Here is a 16,649-nt window from a genome sequence, read left to right on the forward strand (position 1 = left end):
CGCACCCCCGCCCGCGGCCGGCGGCCGGTGGTTGGATGGCCGGGTGAGCGCCCTCATCACCGCCGACGACCTCGCGACCGCGCGCTCGCGGGGCGAGGTCCGCGTCCTCGACGTGCAGTACGCCCTGACCGGCACGCCGGGTCGCGAGCTCTACGCGGCCGGGCACCTGCCGGGGGCGCCGTTCCTCGACCTCGACACCGCGCTCGCCGGCCCGCCCGGCGCCGGTGGCCGCCACCCGCTGCCCGACCCGGAGGTCCTCCAGGCGGCGCTGCGGGCGTGCGGGGTCGGCGACGACGACGAGGTCGTGGTCTACGACCAGCGCACCTCGCTCTCGGCCGCGCGCGCCTGGTGGGTGCTGCGCTGGGCCGGGCACCCGCAGGTGCGGGTCCTCGACGGCGGCCTCGCGGCGTGGGTGCGCGCCGGCGAGCCGGTGACGACCGACGTCCCCTCCCCCGAGCCCGGCGACCTCGTCGTGCGCGCCGGGTCGGTGCCCGTGCTGGACGCCGACGGCGCCGCCGCGATGGCCCGCCACGGTGTCCTGCTCGACGTGCGCGCCCCCGAGCGCTACCGCGGCGAGGTCGAGCCGATCGACCCCGAGGCCGGGCACGTGCCGGGCGCGGTCAACCTGCCGATGACCGAGATGCTCGCCGCCGACGGCACGTTCCTGCCGCCCGCGCGCCTGCGCGAGGTCGCCGCCGCGGCGGGCGTCCACCGCGACACCCCGGTCGGGACGTCGTGCGGATCCGGCGTGACGGCCGCCCAGATGGCCCTCGCGCTGCACGAGGTCCGCATCGACGCCGTGCCCTACGTCGGCTCGTGGAGCGGCTGGATCGCCGACCCGTCCCGCCCGCGGGCCACCGGCCCGACTCCCTGACGGCCGGCGCGCGTCAGAGCGCCCAGGCGCCGGTGAACGCCTGCACGGCAGCGGGATCCCGCCGGGGCGGGTCGACCTCCGCCACCCGGTACATCCGCCCCTCGATGACGTCCCACGCCAGCACCCGGCGGACCCGGCCCTCCGGCCCGGTCGAGCGCGACTCCAGGAGGACGGTGTCGCGCGGGCCCCACCCGAGCGGCCGGTAGGCGAACAGGGGTGCGTCGTTGGGGGCGGCGAGGATGCGCGGCTGCGGGCGGGTGTCGGACTGGGCCGCGATGAGCCCCTGCATCCGGCCGAGGGTGGCGTTGGAGGCGCCGAAGAACGTTGCGCGGCAGGCCCATCCCTCGATGTTGGAGATGGCCTCGCCGTAGGTGTCGACCTCCGGGCCGTCGAGCGAGCGCAGCGAGAGCAGCCGCCCGGCCCCCGAGAACGTGCGGATCATCGGCCGGCCGCCCGAGACCCCGATGTCGGCCCAGCCGGGCACGACCTCGCCCCCGGCGCGCACGACCGTGCTCCGGCGGGTGTCGACGAGCCACCGGCCGGTGCTGCTCGTCGCGACGACGGTGTGCCCGTCCGGGGCCCAGCCGGCGGTCACGAGGTTCTCGTCGCGCACCGGGAAGCGGAAGGTCCGGGCGCTGCGGACCTCGAGGACGACGACCGCCCCCGGTTGCGGGAAGACGAGGCGGTGGCGGTCGGTGTCGATCGTGCGCGGGCCGAGCGGGACCCCCGCGGCGCCCGCGGTGTCGGCCGTCGGGCGCAGCGGGGCCATCGGGACGAGCAGGCTCGACGGGGTCTGCCGGGGCAGGAAGAGGGCCGGCTGGTAGCGGCCGTCCTCGACCTGGACGAGGAAGGCGGCGCGGACCGACGCCGAGGACCCGGCGGCCGACAGCAGCTCGAGCGGCCGGTCGGTGCCCGGGCCGAGCCGCTGCGGCAGGGCGAGCTCCGGGGCGTCCGGGTAGAGCGGGAGCCGGCTCTCGTCGACGGGGGCGAGGAACACCCCGATGCCCGCGACGTCGACCCGGGTGAGCCGGCCGTCGCCCTCGCTCGTCGTCGGACGGGGCCTCGGAGCCGGGGCCTCGGGGTCGCCGCCGAGCGCGAAGGCGCCGGCGACCCCCGCGACGAGGGCCGCTCCCCCGAGCAGCGCGCCCCGGCGCCGGACGCGGCGGCGCCGGTCGGCGGCCTCCCCGGCGGCCACGGCGACCGGCGGCTCGTCGACCTCGTCGGCGACGAGCGCGAGCAGGGCCCACGGGTGGGCGTCGTCGCCGCCGGCGCCCAGGGCCGCGCCCTCCAGCGCGTCCTGCGCGACGGCGAGGTCGGCGTGCACCTCGGTGAGGGGTCGGTCGAGGACGAGCGCGACGTCGCCGGGGTGGCGGTCCTCGAGCCAGGTGAGCACGGCGACCGACCGCTGCCGCGGTGTGAGACCGACCAGGGCCCGACGCACGGCGGCCCGCCGCACCTCGACGACGTCGGCGTCGGCGTCGGCATCGGCCGCGACGTCGGTGTCGTCGTCAGGGGTCGGCCCGGTGGCCGGACCGTGCTGCGGTCGGCGCTCCACGGCGGCCAGGGCCCGGCGGTGCAGCTCGTGGCGCAGGGCCGACTCGGGACCCTCCTCGCGCGCGGCGGCCCAGCCGAGCGCGACGGCGGTCAGGGCCTCGAGAGCCACGCGCTCGCCCGTGCGGGCATCCCCGCAGACGATCACGGCGGAGCGCACCGCGAGCCCCTCGTGGGCGGAGGCGAACTCCGCGAACCCGGCCCGCGCCGCCCGCCCGGCCTCCTCGCCCGACATCCGCCACCTCCTGGCGACATCGTCGCACCGATCTGGTTGCATCGAGCCCATGGCGCAGGCATCGCAGGTCCGGCCCGGCACCGACCGCGAGGAGGTCGACCGGGCGAGGTCGCTGGCCCTCGGGGCCGAGGCGGCGGCCCGCTCGGGTGACCCCGAGACGGCCGTCGCGGCGTGGCGCGAGGCGTGGCCGGTGCTCGCCGCCGCGCCGGACGACGGCGTCGGTCTCGCCGCCTGCCTGCGCACCGTCGTGCTGCTGGGCAACACCGACCGCGCCCTCGACCTGCTCCTGCCGCGCGTCGACCGCGTCGAGGCCCTCGGCGACCCCGCCGAGCGGCGCTGGCTCGCCGCGTCCGCGGCCTGGACGCTCGCCCACGGCATCCGCCTCGGGATGGTCCCCGCCCGCGTCGCGCACGACGAGGTCGACGCGGCCCGCGCCCGGCTCGAGGACCTCGCGCAGGCGCTGTGCGTCGACGACGCGGACCGCCGGGCCCTCGCGGCCGCGCACGACGACCGGGCGGTCGTCGGCGGCCCGACCCTGCCGCCCACCCGGCTGCCGCGACCTCCGGGCGGCGAGGGCGGGCTGCGCGCCCCGGGCAGCGGCGACGAGGTCGTCGCCATCGCCGCGCGCGCCCGCGCCTGGCGACGCACCCTCGACCCCGCCCTCGAGCGGCTCCTGCACGGATGGCTCGAGACCCGCGAGCAGGCGCTGCCGCTGCTGACCCGGCCGGAGCACTGGGCGGCCGCCTCCCTGCTCGACCGCAGCTCGGTGCACCTCCTGCGCGACCCGGTGCGCGAGCGCCTGCGGCTCGACGAGGCCGTGGCCACCGCCGAGCGCGGCGGCGACGACGAGGGCGCCGCCCACGCCCGCGGCGAGCTGGCCGTGCTCGACGCCCGCGAGGCCGCGTCCGCCGGCGCCGGGTCCCCGGAGGCGGCGCGCGCCCGTCGTCGCGCCCTCGAGGCCGTCGAGGAGCTCGAGGCCCACGGCCGGGCCGAGGCGGCCGCGGCGAGCCGGCGCTGGTACGCGCTCTCGGTCCGCCCGGACGACGCCGCCGACCAGCTGCTGCGGTCCGCCGAGGCCTACGAGCGCCTCGGGCAGCCCGCCCGGCAGGCCCTCTGCCTGCTCGACGCCGCCCCGCCGACCTTCGCCCGGGACACCCTCGCCGGGCACCGTCTCCTCGACACCGCGGAGCGCCTGGCGGCGGGCCACCCGGTGCTCGTCGCCCAGGTCCTCGACCTGCGGGCCCGCGTCGCCCGGGCCGCCGGCGACCTCGCCGCCGCCGACCGCCTCTACGCCCGGGCGGCCGCCGCCCCGGGGGTGCCGGACGGCGCCCGCACCGCGGTGCTCTTCGCCTGGTGCGACCTGCTCGTCGACCGCGCCGACTGGGAGGGGCTCGAGACCCGCGCCGCGGACGCCCTCGCGCTCGCCGTCCGCCTGCGCGACCCGCTCTCGCTGGCCGTCGCCCAGCGCCACCTCGGTCTCGCGTGGGTCGAGCAGGGGCGCCCCGCCGAGGCCGCCGAGCTGCTCGCCGCGGCGCTGCCCGTCGTCCGCCGCGACGCCCCCGAGCTCGTCGGCCCCACCGCGTGGGCGCTCGGCAACGCCTCGCTCGCCCTCGGGGCGTGGGAGCCCGCCCGGGGCGCCTTCGTCGTCGCGGGCGACGCCTTCGAGGAGGCCGGCCGCCTGGAGGAGTCCAGCCACGCCCGCTACCGCGCCGGCACCGCCGCCTGGGACGGCGGGCACCTCGACGTCGCCGCCACCGACCTCGACGCCGCCGTCGCCCTGGCCCGCCGCAGCCAGACCCTCCCGGTGCTCCTCGAGGCGCTGCGCTCACGGGCCTCCGTGCGGGCCGAGTCCGGTGACGTCGACGGCGGGCTGGCCGCGCTCGACGCCGTGCTCGGCGACGTCGCGACCCTGGCCGCCCGGCTGCCCGAGGAGCGGCACGGCGAGGAGCCCTTCGACGCCGAGGTCCTCGAGCCGGACGTCCTGCGCGAGGGCGCGCACGTCCTCGCCGGCGCGGGCCGCTTCGACGAGGCGCTGGCCCGGCTCGGGCGCGCCGAGGCGCTCGTCGGCGGCGACTTCGCGCTCGTCCTGCGCGCCGAGCGAGGGGTCCTGCTCGCCGAGGCGGGGCGGCTCGACGAGGCCGAGGTCGTCCTGCGCGAGGCGCTCGACGTCCTCGGCGGGGCCGGGCTGCGGGAGGAGCAGGTCGAGGTCGCCGCGGCGCTCGCCCGCGCCCTCGACCGCGCCGGGCGGGTCGACGAGGCCGAGGCCGTCTGGGCCACCTGGGGCGACGACGACTGACGGCGCCCGTCCGTCCCCGCCCTCACCCCGAACGTGTGTGCAGAAGCTCGGCATGTCGACGTTCTTCACACACGTTCGCGGGAGGACGAGGGGTCAGACGGGGCGGAGGAGGCGGACCCGGCCGATGCGGTGGCCGTCGACCTCGAGCACCTCGATGACCCTGTCCTGCACCGGGACCCGGTCACCGGCCACGGCGACCCGCCCGAGCTGCGCCAGCACGAACCCGCCGACCGTCTCGTAGGCCCCGGTGTCCGGCAGCTCGAGCCCGGTCCGCTCCGCGAAGTCCTCGAGCGTCGAGCGGGCGTCGAGCACCTCGCCGTCCGGGTCGACGGCCTCGCGCGGCACGACGTCGCGCTCGTCCCAGATCTCGCCGACGAGCTCCTCGACGAGGTCCTCCAGCGTGACGATGCCGTCGGTGCCGCCGTACTCGTCGACGACGACGGCGATGTGCGCCCGCTCGTGGCGCAGCGTCGTCAGCGACGGCAGCAGCCGGTTGGTGCCGGGCAGCGCGACGATCGGCCGCGTCACGTCCCGCACCGTGCGGGCGTCGCCGCCGGCCGCCTCGTGCAGGTCGCGGACGTGGACGAACCCGAGGACGTCGTCGAAGTCGGTGCCGATGACCGGGTAGCGCGAGTGCGGCCGGCCGGCGACCGCGGCGACCGCCGCCGGCAGCTCGAGGTCGGCGTCGAGGAAGGCGACCTCGTGCCGCGGCGTCATCACCTCGGTCATCGAGTGCTGCGCGGCACTGAACACCTCGCCGAGCACGGCGCGGCGGTCGGCCGGGATGGCGTCGGTCGAGGTGACGAGGTGCTGCAGCTCCTCCTCCGAGATCTCCTCGCCCGAGGCCTTGGGGTCCAGCCCGAGCAGCCGCACGACCGCGTCCGTCGAGACCGACAGCAGGCGGATGACCGGCCGCATCACCGCGGCGAACCGGTCGACCCCGGGGGCGACGAGCAGGGCCACGGCGGTCGAGCGCTGCAGGGCGATCCGCTTGGGCACGAGCTCGCCGAGCACGAGCGAGACGTAGGCGATGGCGACGGTCAGCGCGATGAGCGAGACCGTCGCGGCAGCGCCCTCGGGCAGCCCCCATCCCACGAGCACCGGTGTCAGGTACGGCGAGATCGTGGAGGCGCCGAACGCCGCCGACAGGAAGCCGGCGAAGGTGACGCCGATCTGCACGGCGGCGAGGAAGCGGTTGGGGTTGCGGGCGACGCTGGCGACCTTCGCGCCGCGACGGCCCTGCCGCTCCAGCTGGACGAGCTGGCTCTCGCGCAACGAGACGAGCGCCAGCTCGGTGCCGGAGAACACGCCTCCGACCAGGACGAACACGACGACGAGCGCGATGTCGCCCAGGACGGGAGGCACGGTCGGTCAGTCCGCAGGGGCCGGCGTCAGCAGCCGACGAGGCGCTGCGCGAGCCAGCCCTCGACCTGGTCCAGGGCCACCCGCTCCTGCGTCATCGTGTCGCGCTCGCGGATGGTCACGGCGTGGTCGTCGAGGGTGTCGAAGTCGACCGTGATGCAGAACGGCGTGCCGATCTCGTCCTGGCGGCGGTAGCGGCGGCCGATGGCGCCGGCGTCGTCGAAGTCGATGTTCCAGCTGCGGCGCAGCGTCGCAGCCAGGTCGCGGGCCTTCGGCGAGAGGTCGGCGTTGCGCGAGAGCGGCAGCACCGCGGCCTTGACCGGGGCGAGGCGCTTGTCGAGCTTGAGCACGACCCGCTTGTCGACCCCGCCCTTGGTGTTGGGCGCCTCGTCCTCGGTGTAGGCGTCGACGAGGAAGGTCATGAGCGAGCGCGAGAGGCCCGCCGCCGGCTCGATGACGTACGGCGTGTAGCGCTCGCCGCTGGCCTGGTCGAAGTACACGAGGTCGGTGCCCGAGTGCTTGCTGTGCGTCGTCAGGTCGAAGTCGGTGCGGTTGGCGATGCCCTCGAGCTCACCCCACTCGCTGCCGGCGAACCGGAAGCGGTACTCGATGTCGACGGTGCGCTTGGAGTAGTGGCTCAGCTTCTCCTGGGCGTGCTCGAAGTGGCGCAGGTTGTCCGGGTCGATGCCGAGGTCGGTGTACCAGCGGGTGCGCTCGTCGATCCAGTACTGGTGCCACTCCTCGTCCTCGCCGGGCTTGACGAAGAACTCCATCTCCATCTGCTCGAACTCGCGGGTGCGGAAGATGAAGTTGCCCGGCGTGATCTCGTTGCGGAAGCTCTTGCCGGTCTGGGCGATGCCGAACGGCGGCTTCCTGCGCGAGGACTGCATGACGTTGAGGAAGTTGAGGAAGATGCCCTGCGCGGTCTCGGGGCGCAGGTAGTGCAGGCCCGACTCGTCCTCGACGACGCCGAGGTAGGTCTTGAGCAGGCCGGAGAACTGGCGCGGCTCGGTCCACTGGCCACGGGTGCCGCAGTTGCTGCATGCGACGTCGGCGAGCTGGACGTCGTCCGGGTTCTCCAGGCCCTTCTTCTCCGCGACGGCCTCCTGGAGGTGATCGGCGCGGAAGCGCTTGTGGCACGAGAGGCACTCGACGAGCGGGTCGGAGAAGGTCGCGACGTGGCCGGAGGCCTCCCACGTCTGGCGCGGGAGGATGACCGAGGAGTCGAGGCCGACGACGTCGTCACGGCTCGTGACGGTGCTGCGCCACCACTGCCGCTTGATGTTCTCCTTGAGCTCGACGCCGAGGGGCCCGTAGTCCCACGCCGAGCGCGTGCCTCCGTAGATCTCGCCGCACGGGAAGACGAAGCCCCTGCGCTTGCAGAGGGAGACGACGGTGTCGACGACGGAGGTGGGGGCAGCCATGGCGCAAGGCTATACAGGGGCGGCGGGGCGCTCCGAACCGGTTTGCCCCCGGCCCGTAGGCTGACCCACCGTGTCGACCCTCCGCGAGTCCTTCGAGCGGGCGAGCCTGCCCGCGCTGCGCCGGCTGGACGCCCTGCCCCGGGCGCTCCCGTTCCTCCTCGTGCTCGTGCTCGTCGTCGCCGGCGTCCTCCTGCCGTCGCCGGGCTGGCTGCTCATCGGCGTCGTCGTCCTGCTGCTGGCCTGGATCCTCGCCCTCGCCTGGCCGCGGCTGTCGACCGCCGAGCGGCTCATGCGCCTGTCCGTCGTCGCGATCATGGTCGCGATCCTCCTGACCCAGGCCTTCCCCCGCTCCTGACGCCACCGCCGCCGGCGGCGATTTGACAACCGTTCTCATCCCGAATGAGAATCGTTGTCATGAAGCGCGCTCTCGCCACCCTCGCCGCCGCCCCACTCCTCGTGCTCGCCGGATGCGGGAGCAGTGACTCCGGCACGGGCGGCGGTGACGCCGCGCTCGAGGTGTCGGCGGCCTTCTACCCCCTGCAGTGGGTCTCGCAGCAGGTCGGGGGCGACCTCGTCGACGTCCGCTCGCTCACCAAGCCGGGCGCCGAGCCGCACGACCTCGAGCTGACCCCGAAGGACGTCGGGGAGCTCGCACAGTCCGACGTCGTCCTCTACCTGAAGGGCTTCCAGCCGGCCGTCGACGACGCCGTCGCGAGCCAGGCGAAGGACGCCGGCTTCGAGGTCTCGGTGGACGCCGACCTCAGCCTCACCGCGAGCGAGGAGGGCCACGACCACGCGGGCGAGAGCGCCGACGAGCACGCCGACCACGCGCACGAGGGCAGCCAGGACCCGCACTTCTGGCTCGACCCGGTGCGCTTCGAGAAGGTCGCCACGGCCGTCGGCGAACGCTTCGCCACGGCCGACCCCGAGCACGCCGCCACCTACCGCGCCAACGCCGTCAAGGTCGTCGAGCAGCTGAAGACCCTCGACGGCGAGTTCCGCACCGGCCTCGCGCAGTGCGCGAGCAAGGAGCTCGTCACCGGGCACGCCGCCTTCGCCTACCTCGCCCAGCGCTACGGCCTCTCGCAGGAGGGCATCGCGGGCATCTCGCCCGACGCCGAGCCGGACGCCGCGACCCTGCGCGACCTCGCCGCGCACATCGAGGAGCACGGCGTGAAGACCGTCTACAGCGAGACCCTCGTCTCCCCCGCCCTCGCCGACACCCTCGCCCGCGAGACCGGCGCCACGGTGCAGGTCCTCGACCCCCTCGAGGGGATCACGGACGCCTCGAAGGGCACGGACTACCTTGAGGTGATGCGCAGCAACCTCGCGACCCTCGAGAAGGGCCAGCAGTGCCGGTGAGCGACGCCCCCCTCATCGACCTGCGGTCGGCGGCCTTCGGGTACGCCGACCGCACGGTCGTCTCCGGCGTCGACCTCGCCGTCCACCCGGGCGAGGTCGTCGCGCTGCTCGGGCCCAACGGCTCGGGCAAGTCGACCCTCGTCCGCGGTCTGCTCGGGCTGACCGAGCACCAGGGCGGCGAGGTCCGCCTGCTCGGGGTGCCGCGCGAGCAGCTGCACGACCACACGCGCATCGGCTACGTGCCGCAGCGCCACTCGCTGTCGGCCACCGTGCGCGCCACCGTCGCCGAGATCGTCGCCGTCGGGCGGCTGCCGCACCGCCCGTGGTGGAAGCCGGCCGGGCGCACCGACCGCGAGGTCGTCGCCGCCTCGATCGCCGCCGTCGGCCTCGCCGACCGCGCCGACGAGGAGGTCGCCTCGCTCTCCGGCGGGCAGCAGCGCCGGGTGCTCATCGCCCGGGCGCTCGCCGGCCGGCCGGACCTCCTCGTGATGGACGAGCCGACCGCCGGGGTCGACCGCGCGAGCCAGGACGCCCTCGCCGACACCCTGCGCACCCTCGCCGCCGACGGCACCTCGATGCTCATCGTCACCCACGAGCTCGACGCCCTGCGCGACGTCGTCACCCGCATCGTCTGCATGGACGACGGCCACCTCGACTTCGACGGCACGCCACCGGAGTACGCCGCCCACCTCGCGGCGCACGCGCCCGGAGGCGACCACCACCACCACGACCACGCGCCGGTGCGACCCGCCCCGGTCGGCGGCCCGTTCGACGCGCCCCGGGAGGTGCACCCGTGAGCGAGATGCTCGCCCTCGACTTCATGCGCCAGGCGTTCGTCGCCGCCCTGCTCGCCGGGATCGCGGCGCCGCTCGTCGGCACCTTCCTCGTCCAGCGCCGGATGTCGCTCATCGGCGACGGGATGGGCCACGTCGCGCTCGCCGGTGTCGCCGTCGGCATCCTCACCGGCTCGCAGCCGGTGCTCACCGCCCTCGTCGCGGCCGTGCTCGCCGGCATCGCCATCGAGCTGATCCGCGCCAGCGGCCGCACGAGCGGCGACGTCGCCCTCGCGGTGATGTTCTACGGCGGCATCGCGCTCGGCGTCGTGCTCATCGCCCGATCGTCCGCGAGCAACCCCTCGAACCTCACCGCCTACCTCTTCGGGGCCATCCTCACGACGAGCGGCGGCGACCTCGTCCTGCTCGCCGCCCTCACGGTCGCCGTGCTCGTCGTGACGACCGTGCTGCGGCAGCGCTTCTTCGCGGTCGCCAACGACGAGGAGTACGCGCGCTCGGCCGGCCTGCCGGTGCTCGCCTACAACCTGGTGCTCGCGGTGCTCACGGCGCTGACGGTCGTCGTCTCGATGCGCATCGTCGGCCTCCTGCTCATCAGCGCGCTGATGATCGTCCCCAACGCGACGGCCCAGCTGCTGGCCCGCAGCTTCGGGGCGAGCGTGCGCTGGGCGGTGCTCGTCGGCGTCGTGTCGAGCGTCGGCGGCGTCGCGGTGTCGTACGAGGCGGGCACCCCGTCCGGCGGCACCATCGTCCTCGTCGCCATCGGCCTCTTCCTCGCCGTCACCGTCGCCACGGCGCTGCTCGAGCGCGCCCGCCGGGCCGCGCACCGGCGCGCCGAGCGACACGACCACGAGCACGGGCCCCGCTGCGGGCACGACGCCGTCGAGCACGACGACCACGTCGACTACCTCCACGACGGGCACCGGCACGCCGTCCACGGGGGCCACTACGACGAGCACGGCCACCACCACGCACCCGAGCACGACCGGCCGCAGGAGGCAGGGACCCGATGACCGAGCAGACGCAGGCCGCCCGCCGGCCCACCCGGCAGCGCGCGGCCATCGCCGAGGCCCTCACCGGCACCGTCGAGTTCCGCTCGGCGCAGGAGATCCACTCCTCGATGGCCGGCGACGGCACCCGGGTCGGGCTGGCGACCGTCTACCGCAACCTCCAGGCGATGGCCGCCGACGGCGAGGTCGACGTCATCCGCACCGCCGACGGCGAGGCGGTCTACCGCTCGTGCGCGACCGACGACCACCACCACCACGTCGTGTGCCGCTCGTGCGGCCTGGCCGTCGAGGTCACCGGCGACGCCGTCGAGCGGTGGGCCGAGGCCGTCGCCGCCGAGCACGGCTTCACGCAGGTGCGCCACACCGTCGAGATCGACGGCCTCTGCGCGCAGTGCGCCGCCCGCCGCTGAGCGGGATCGGGAGCGGGGTCGCTCAGCCGGCCGGGGTGCCGGGCGCGCCCGGGGCGTCGACGGCGCCGCCGTACCGGCGCTCGCGGTCGACGTAGGACTCGACCGCGGCCCAGAGGTCGCGCCGGTCGTAGTCGGGCCACAGCCGGTCCTGGAAGACCATCTCGGCGTAGGCGCTCTGCCACAGGAGGAAGTTGCTCGTGCGCTGCTCCCCGGAGCTGCGCACGAAGAGGTCGACGTCGGGCATGTCGGGCTCGGGGAGGTAGCGCGCGACCGTGCGCTCGTCGACGCTGCGCGCCGTGAGCCGGCCGCGGGCGACGTCCTCGGCGATGCGCTGCACGGCGTCGCCGATCTCGGCGCGGCCGCCGTAGTTGACGCAGAAGTACAGCGTGAGACCGGTGTTGTGCTGCGTCATCTCCTGCGCGGTCTCGAGCTCCTTGATGACCGAGCCCCACAGGCGGGGGCGGCGGCCGACCCAGCGCATCCGCACGCCCCAGGCGTGCAGCTGGTCGCGCCGACGTCGGATGACGTCGCGGTTGAAGCCCATGAGGAAGCGGACCTCGTCGGGGCTGCGCTTCCAGTTCTCGGTGCTGAAGGCGTACGCCGACAGGTGCGTGACCCCGACCTCGATGGCGCCCGCCACGACGTCGAGGAGCGCGGCCTCGCCGGCCTCGTGACCCTTGGTGCGCGCGAGCCCGCGCTGGTTGGCCCAGCGGCCGTTGCCGTCCATGACGACGGCGACGTGGCGCGGCATCCGGGAGGCCTCGATGACCGGGGCCTGCGCACCGCTCGGGTGCGGGAAGGGGCGCTCGTAGGGGGTGGGGCCGCTCACCGCTCCACCATACGGAGGCTGCGGATGCCGCGTTCGAGGTGCCACTGGAGGAAGGCCGCGGTGAGGCCGCTGCCCTCGCGGCGCTGGCGGGGGTCGGCGCCGTCGGCGAGCGCCCAGTCCCCGGCGAGGAGCGCGGCGAGCAGGCGCAGGGTGTCGGGGTGCGGCGCCGTCGAGCCGGGGGCTCGGCAGACCGGGCACACCGCGCCGCCGGCCGCGACGTGGAAGGCACGGTGCGGGCCGGGGGCGCCGCACTTGGCGCAGTCGTGGAAGCTCGGGGCGTACCCGCCGATCGCCATCGCCCGCAGGAGGTAGGCGTCGAGGACGAGCCCGGCGTCGTGCTCGCGGTGGGCGAGGCTGCGCAGGGCGCCGGCGAGGAGCAGGTACTGCTGGAGGGCGGGCTCGCGCTCCTCGGTCAGCCGGTCGCAGGTCTCGAGGACCGCGGTGGCGGCCGTCCACGCCGGGTAGTCGCGGGCGATGGCCTCGCCCCAGGGGTCGAGCGTCTCGACCTGGGTCACGGTGTCGAGCGTGCGGCCCTCGTAGCACTGGACGTCGATGTGCATGCCCGGCTCGAGCCGCGCCCCGAACCGCGAGCGGGTCCGGCGCACGCCCTTGCCGACGACCCGGAGCTTGCCCAGGCGCCGGGACAGGACGGTGACGATGCGGTCGGCCTCACCCAGCTTGTGGGTGCGCAGGACGATCGCCTCGTCGCGGTAGAGGGGCACCGGACCATCATCCGCCCCCGCACCGACATCCACGGCCTCGCCCCGCCGACGACCCACCCCGGCATCCCCGCACGTGCCGGGATATCGCTGTCCGGCAGCGCCCCGAGCCACGAAAACCCCGCACGTGCCGGGTTGTCGCCGTCCGCCGGCCTCCCGAGCCACGAAAACGCCGCACGTGCCGAGTCATCGCTGTCCGGCAGCGCCCCGAGCCAAGAGAACCCCGCACGTGCCGGCTGATCGAGATCCGGAGCGCGCCGAGGCGCGGTCGGTGGCGCCGGAGGTGGGGTGATCACCCCACGTCTGGCGCCACGAGGGACGCCACCACCCCCGCCCGACCTTCGCGCCCACCGGCGACGGCGACCCGGTCAGCGCCGGCGTCAGCGCGGGTCGAGGGCGTGGTGGGTCCAGAGGTGGACGACGGCGAGGCTGCGGTGCGGGGCCCAGGCCTCGGCCAGGCGCGCCGCCTCCCGCGCCGGCAGCCCGCCGAGCGCCTTGCGCAGGACGAGGTCGCCGGGCAGGAAGACGTCGGGGTCGCGCAGGCAGCGCATCATCACGAGGTCGGCGGTCCACGGACCGACCCCCGGCAGCGCGAGCAGCTCCGCCCGCCGGACCGCCCGCAGACCGGCGTCGGCCTCCGGCTCGAGCGACAGCCCACCCGCCACCGCGGCCCCGAGCGCCACGAGCGTGCGCGCCCGGGCACCGGTCACCCCCACCTCGCGCTGCAGCACGTCCGGGTCGGCCGCCGCCAGGGCCGCGGGCGAGACGGGCAGGAGCGCGGCCAGCCGGCCGGCGAACACCCGCCCGGCCGCGAGCGACACGTGCTGCCAGAGCACGACGTTCACGGCGGCGGCGAACGGGTCGGGCGCCCCCGGGACACGGACGTGGGGCCGCGCCCGCACCAGCCCGCCCAGCACGGGGTCGTCGGCGAGCGCGGCGACGCCCGGCGCCGGGTCGAGGTCGAGCCCCAGCCACCGCCGTCCGACCTCCAGCGCCCCGGCCGCACCCGGCCCGGCGGACCGCAGCACCGGCGGGCCCGACGCCGGCAGCACCACCTCGAGCCACGACTCCCCCACCGGCCGCCGAAGCACGCTGCCGTCCGCGCCGGAGGTCGAGGTCTCCACCCCGTCGACGGCGTGCGCCACGACCCACGCCCGCAGCGCCGGCACGTCGACCGGCGAGGTCACGACCTCCTCGGTCACGGGGGCGGTGGGCACCCGGCCATCCAACCCCACCCCGGTGACACCGCTCGGCCCTACGCTGCCGGGATGACGCAGCAGCCCTTCTTCGACCCGTGGCCGGAGCCCGAGGCGGAGCACGACGAGCAGCCGGAGTACGACATCCCGTGGATGCCGCCGCGCCACGTCGTCGGCGTGACCGTCCCCCTCGACGTCGAGATCTTCACCGGCCCCGACGTCGTCGTCCGCGCCACGCGAGCCCGCGCCTTCACCCGCGGGCTCGAGGTCGAGGTCGAGACCTGGGTGCGTCCGGGCAGCACCCGCCCGGTGGACGACGTGGCCCGCATCTGGGAGCAGCAGGAGCCCCGCTTCGGCCTCCGGCTCGCCGACGGGACGCGGCTGGGCCACCGCCCCCCGCACGCTGCGCCGGACGAGGAGGCCGGCCCGTCGACGCTCGCGCAGACGAGCGGCCAGGGCGACACCCTGCGCTCGTCCCGCTCGTGGTGGATCCACCCGTTCCCCGAGGGCGAGTCGGTCGAGCTCGTCGTGCGCTGGGACCACCTCGGCGTCCCCGAGAGCGTGGCCACCCTGCCCCTGGGCCCGCTGCGCGAGGCCGCCACCCGCGAGCAGGTCCTCTGGGACCCGCCTCCGCCCCCGGGTGCCGACGGGGGCGGCTGGTTCGCCTACGGGCCGATGTCCGGCAGCGCGTACGGCTCGTCGCTGGCGATCACGTGGGACGACGACGAGGACGAGGACGCCGCGGACGACAGCAAGGCCACCGACGAGGAGGAGTAGGTCTGCCGCTCAGGCGAAGTCGCCCGACGCGACCTCGGCCGTGCGCCGCTCGATCGCGTCGAGCACGACCTGGGCGACGCGCTCCGGCGCCAGCCCCTGCGGCAGCGACGGCGTGGCGCCCGCGAGCGGCCGGGTCGCGAGCCCGGTCTCGGTGTGCGGCGGCCGCAGGTCGATGACCTGCACCCCGGTGCGGCGCGCCTCGCGGGCCAGCGCGCGGTCCGCGGCGGTCAGGGCGGCCTTCGCCGCGGCGTAGGCGACCATCCCGGGCAGCGGCGCCTCGGCGACGACGGCGCTGAGGTTCGCGAGGTACCCCTTGGTCTCCGCGAGCGCCGGCAGCACCCGGCGCGCGAGGAAGAGCGGGCCGATGACGTCGGTGAGGAAGAGCTCCTCGATGACGGCGTCGTCGGTGTCGACGAGCGACCCGAACGCGACGACCCCCGCGGCGTTGACGACCCCGTCGAGCCGACCGTGCTCGTCCCGGCAGTGCGCGACGAGCCGGTCGCCGAGCGTGGCGTCCCCGATCTCGCCGACGACCTGCGCCGCCCCGGGGACGGCCTCGCCGAGCCGCCCGGCGTCGCGACCGACGGCCACGACGGTGGCGCCGCGCTCCTGCAGCCCGCGGGCGACGAGCCCGCCGAGCACCCCGGAGGCCCCGACGACGGCCACGACCTGTGCGTTCTCCTCGCTCATGCCGTCACTCTCGCAGCGGGCGACCACCGTGCCGGGCCCGCGGACCCGCCCCGACCTGCGGCGTCGAACGTGGGCGCGTCGTGGACAGGTGTTCGATTCCCGGCTACGCTCTCGCCATGGCAGTGCTCCAGGGCTCCCTCCTCGACCTCGCCGACGGCATCGAGGTCCGGCCGCTCGGCGGGTCGGTGCGGCGCACGGTGCTCGACCACGACGCGTGGGTCGACGAGCGCACGGGCTGGGTCGGGGGTGCCGACGAGCTCTACGAGGCGCTGCGCCGCGACGTCCCGTGGTTCGCCGAGCGTCGCCAGATGTACGACAGCGTCGTCGACACCCCGCGCCTGCTGTCCTTCTACGGCGAGGGCGACCCGCTCCCCCACCTCGCGCTCGAGGAGGCCCGGGACGCCCTCTCGGCCCACTACGCCGCCGAGCTCGGCGAGCCGTTCGTCACCGCCGGCCTCTGCCTCTACCGCGACGGCCACGACTCCGTCGCCTGGCACGGCGACCGCATCGGGCGCAGCCGCGACCAGGACACGATGGTCGCCATCCTCTCCGTCGGCGCGCCGCGCGACCTGCTGCTGCGCCCCCGCGAGGGCGGGCACTCCCGCCGCTTCGCCGCCGGGCACGGCGACCTCCTCGTGATGGGCGGGGCCTGCCAGCGCACCTGGGACCACGCGGTGCCCAAGACCTCGCGCCCCGTCGGCCCGCGGATCAGCATCCAGTTCCGCGTCCGCGGGGTGCGCTGAGCGGACGGCGTCAGCCGCGGATGCTCGCGACGCGGAACTCCACGACCCGGCGGACCAGGTCGAGCGGCAGCGGCTCGTCGAGCGGCAGCTGCACGGAGCCCTTGCCCTGCTTGTAGCGGGCGAACTCGTCGGCGAAGGCCTCGTGCCCGTTGGGGGTCGCGTAGAAGCCGACGTGCCGGTCGTAGCCGGCGAAGTAGACGAGCGGCTTCTTGTCGAGCTTGTAGGCGGGCATCCCGTAGGCCATGGACTCGACCGCGTCCGGCGCCGCCTCGCGCACGGTGCGGCGCATCGCGTCGAGCCGCTCGCGGACCTCGCCCTCGAAGCCGGTCAGGTACTCGTCGACGGTGTCGGCCACCGGGTCCTCCTGCTCGCTCGGGCGC

The 16,649-nt window shown here is 75.9% G+C and carries 17 protein-coding genes; 9 read left to right on the top strand and 8 right to left on the bottom strand.

Annotated elements, in window-relative coordinates; genetic code table 11:
- Nucleotides 1–43: 43 nt before the first annotated feature.
- On the top strand, nt 44–874 hold the full coding sequence (locus HL663_RS15305) for a sulfurtransferase (RefSeq protein WP_173029170.1): 831 nt from the start codon (nt 44–46) through the stop codon (nt 872–874).
- 13 nt (nt 875–887) lie between these two features.
- On the opposite strand, the gene HL663_RS15310 is transcribed toward HL663_RS15305, so the two are convergent.
- The gene (locus HL663_RS15310; RefSeq protein WP_173029171.1) at nt 888–2,660 is read right to left on the bottom strand and encodes a hypothetical protein; all 1,773 of its coding nucleotides are present in this window, start codon (nt 2,658–2,660) and stop codon (nt 888–890) included.
- Between the two features lie 49 nt (nt 2,661–2,709).
- On the opposite strand from HL663_RS15310, the gene HL663_RS15315 reads away from it, so the two are divergent.
- A complete protein-coding gene (locus tag HL663_RS15315) occupies nt 2,710–4,956 on the top strand; it encodes a hypothetical protein (RefSeq protein WP_173029172.1) in 2,247 nt (748 codons plus the stop codon).
- Between the two features lie 93 nt (nt 4,957–5,049).
- Here the strand turns inward: HL663_RS15315 and HL663_RS15320 are convergent, their stop codons facing one another.
- Both HL663_RS15320 and HL663_RS15325 read right to left on the bottom strand, forming a co-directional pair.
- Nucleotides 5,050–6,321, bottom strand: a complete 1,272-nt coding sequence (locus tag HL663_RS15320; RefSeq protein WP_173029173.1) for a hemolysin family protein — start codon at nt 6,319–6,321, stop codon at nt 5,050–5,052.
- Between the two features lie 26 nt (nt 6,322–6,347).
- Nucleotides 6,348–7,742: a glycine--tRNA ligase gene (locus HL663_RS15325; protein ID WP_173029174.1), complete on the bottom strand. Its 1,395-nt coding sequence runs from the start codon at nt 7,740–7,742 to the stop codon at nt 6,348–6,350.
- Nucleotides 7,743–7,812: 70 nt separating this feature from the next.
- On the opposite strand from HL663_RS15325, the gene HL663_RS15330 reads away from it, so the two are divergent.
- From HL663_RS15330 to HL663_RS15350, 5 genes are read left to right on the top strand one after another with little or no spacing between them, the layout of a single operon-like run.
- A complete protein-coding gene (locus HL663_RS15330; RefSeq protein ID WP_173029175.1) occupies nt 7,813–8,097 on the top strand; it encodes a DUF6703 family protein in 285 nt (94 codons plus the stop codon).
- Nucleotides 8,098–8,156: 59 nt separating this feature from the next.
- Entirely contained in the window at nt 8,157–9,104 is a 948-nt protein-coding gene (locus tag HL663_RS15335) for a metal ABC transporter substrate-binding protein (protein ID WP_216842589.1), read from the top strand.
- Nucleotides 9,101–9,901, top strand: coding sequence for a metal ABC transporter ATP-binding protein (locus HL663_RS15340; protein ID WP_173029177.1), 801 nt, complete (start codon nt 9,101–9,103; stop codon nt 9,899–9,901). Before HL663_RS15335 ends, HL663_RS15340 begins: the two co-directional genes overlap by 4 nt.
- Nucleotides 9,898–10,908, top strand: a complete 1,011-nt coding sequence (locus HL663_RS15345) for a metal ABC transporter permease (RefSeq protein WP_173029178.1) — start codon at nt 9,898–9,900, stop codon at nt 10,906–10,908. Before HL663_RS15340 ends, HL663_RS15345 begins: the two co-directional genes overlap by 4 nt.
- Complete coding sequence (locus tag HL663_RS15350) at nt 10,905–11,315, top strand: Fur family transcriptional regulator (protein WP_173029179.1); 411 nt, start codon at nt 10,905–10,907, stop codon at nt 11,313–11,315. The genes HL663_RS15345 and HL663_RS15350 overlap by 4 nt, the downstream gene beginning before the upstream one ends.
- A gap of 22 nt (nt 11,316–11,337) precedes the next feature.
- Here the strand turns inward: HL663_RS15350 and HL663_RS15355 are convergent, their stop codons facing one another.
- The 3 genes from HL663_RS15355 to HL663_RS15360 all read right to left on the bottom strand — a co-directional run bounded on the left by HL663_RS15355 (nt 11,338) and on the right by HL663_RS15360 (nt 14,080).
- Entirely contained in the window at nt 11,338–12,066 is a 729-nt protein-coding gene (locus tag HL663_RS15355) for an isoprenyl transferase (protein ID WP_286176065.1), read from the bottom strand.
- Between the two features lie 74 nt (nt 12,067–12,140).
- The gene (recO, locus tag HL663_RS19210; RefSeq protein ID WP_216842591.1) at nt 12,141–12,866 is read right to left on the bottom strand and encodes a DNA repair protein RecO; all 726 of its coding nucleotides are present in this window, start codon (nt 12,864–12,866) and stop codon (nt 12,141–12,143) included.
- 377 nt (nt 12,867–13,243) lie between these two features.
- Nucleotides 13,244–14,080 (bottom strand): DNA-3-methyladenine glycosylase family protein, encoded by an 837-nt coding sequence (locus HL663_RS15360; RefSeq protein ID WP_173029180.1) that lies wholly within the window; start codon nt 14,078–14,080, stop codon nt 13,244–13,246.
- 51 nt (nt 14,081–14,131) lie between these two features.
- Here HL663_RS15360 and HL663_RS15365 point away from each other — a divergent pair, with 51 nt between their 5' ends.
- Nucleotides 14,132–14,836: a hypothetical protein gene (locus HL663_RS15365; RefSeq protein WP_173029181.1), complete on the top strand. Its 705-nt coding sequence runs from the start codon at nt 14,132–14,134 to the stop codon at nt 14,834–14,836.
- Between the two features lie 9 nt (nt 14,837–14,845).
- On the opposite strand, the gene HL663_RS15370 is transcribed toward HL663_RS15365, so the two are convergent.
- Nucleotides 14,846–15,526, bottom strand: coding sequence for an SDR family NAD(P)-dependent oxidoreductase (locus tag HL663_RS15370; protein ID WP_216842592.1), 681 nt, complete (start codon nt 15,524–15,526; stop codon nt 14,846–14,848).
- A 116-nt stretch (nt 15,527–15,642) separates the two neighbouring features.
- Between HL663_RS15370 and HL663_RS15375 the strand changes: the two genes are divergently transcribed.
- Nucleotides 15,643–16,269: an alpha-ketoglutarate-dependent dioxygenase AlkB gene (locus tag HL663_RS15375; RefSeq protein WP_173029182.1), complete on the top strand. Its 627-nt coding sequence runs from the start codon at nt 15,643–15,645 to the stop codon at nt 16,267–16,269.
- Nucleotides 16,270–16,279: 10 nt separating this feature from the next.
- On the opposite strand, the gene HL663_RS15380 is transcribed toward HL663_RS15375, so the two are convergent.
- Complete coding sequence (locus HL663_RS15380; RefSeq protein ID WP_216842593.1) at nt 16,280–16,624, bottom strand: iron chaperone; 345 nt, start codon at nt 16,622–16,624, stop codon at nt 16,280–16,282.
- Nucleotides 16,625–16,649 lie beyond the last annotated feature (25 nt).

The organism is Arthrobacter sp. NEB 688, from assembly GCF_013201035.1.
Lineage (GTDB): Bacteria > Actinomycetota > Actinomycetes > Actinomycetales > Dermatophilaceae > Phycicoccus.

What these genes read in the sequence shown, in the direction of transcription:
- HL663_RS15335 (WP_216842589.1), top strand. Translation starts at nt 8,157, where the DNA reads ATGAAGCGCGCTCTCGCCACCCTCGCCGCCGCCCCACTCCTCGTGCTC.
- HL663_RS15325 (WP_173029174.1), bottom strand. Translation starts at nt 7,742, where the DNA reads ATGGCTGCCCCCACCTCCGTCGTCGACACCGTCGTCTCCCTCTGCAAG.
- HL663_RS15350 (WP_173029179.1), top strand. Translation starts at nt 10,905, where the DNA reads ATGACCGAGCAGACGCAGGCCGCCCGCCGGCCCACCCGGCAGCGCGCG.
- HL663_RS15365 (WP_173029181.1), top strand. Translation starts at nt 14,132, where the DNA reads ATGACGCAGCAGCCCTTCTTCGACCCGTGGCCGGAGCCCGAGGCGGAG.
- HL663_RS15355 (WP_286176065.1), bottom strand. Translation starts at nt 12,066, where the DNA reads ATGCCGCGCCACGTCGCCGTCGTCATGGACGGCAACGGCCGCTGGGCC.
- HL663_RS15370 (WP_216842592.1), bottom strand. Translation starts at nt 15,526, where the DNA reads ATGAGCGAGGAGAACGCACAGGTCGTGGCCGTCGTCGGGGCCTCCGGG.
- HL663_RS15315 (WP_173029172.1), top strand. Translation starts at nt 2,710, where the DNA reads ATGGCGCAGGCATCGCAGGTCCGGCCCGGCACCGACCGCGAGGAGGTC.
- HL663_RS15310 (WP_173029171.1), bottom strand. Translation starts at nt 2,660, where the DNA reads ATGTCGGGCGAGGAGGCCGGGCGGGCGGCGCGGGCCGGGTTCGCGGAG.
- HL663_RS15375 (WP_173029182.1), top strand. Translation starts at nt 15,643, where the DNA reads ATGGCAGTGCTCCAGGGCTCCCTCCTCGACCTCGCCGACGGCATCGAG.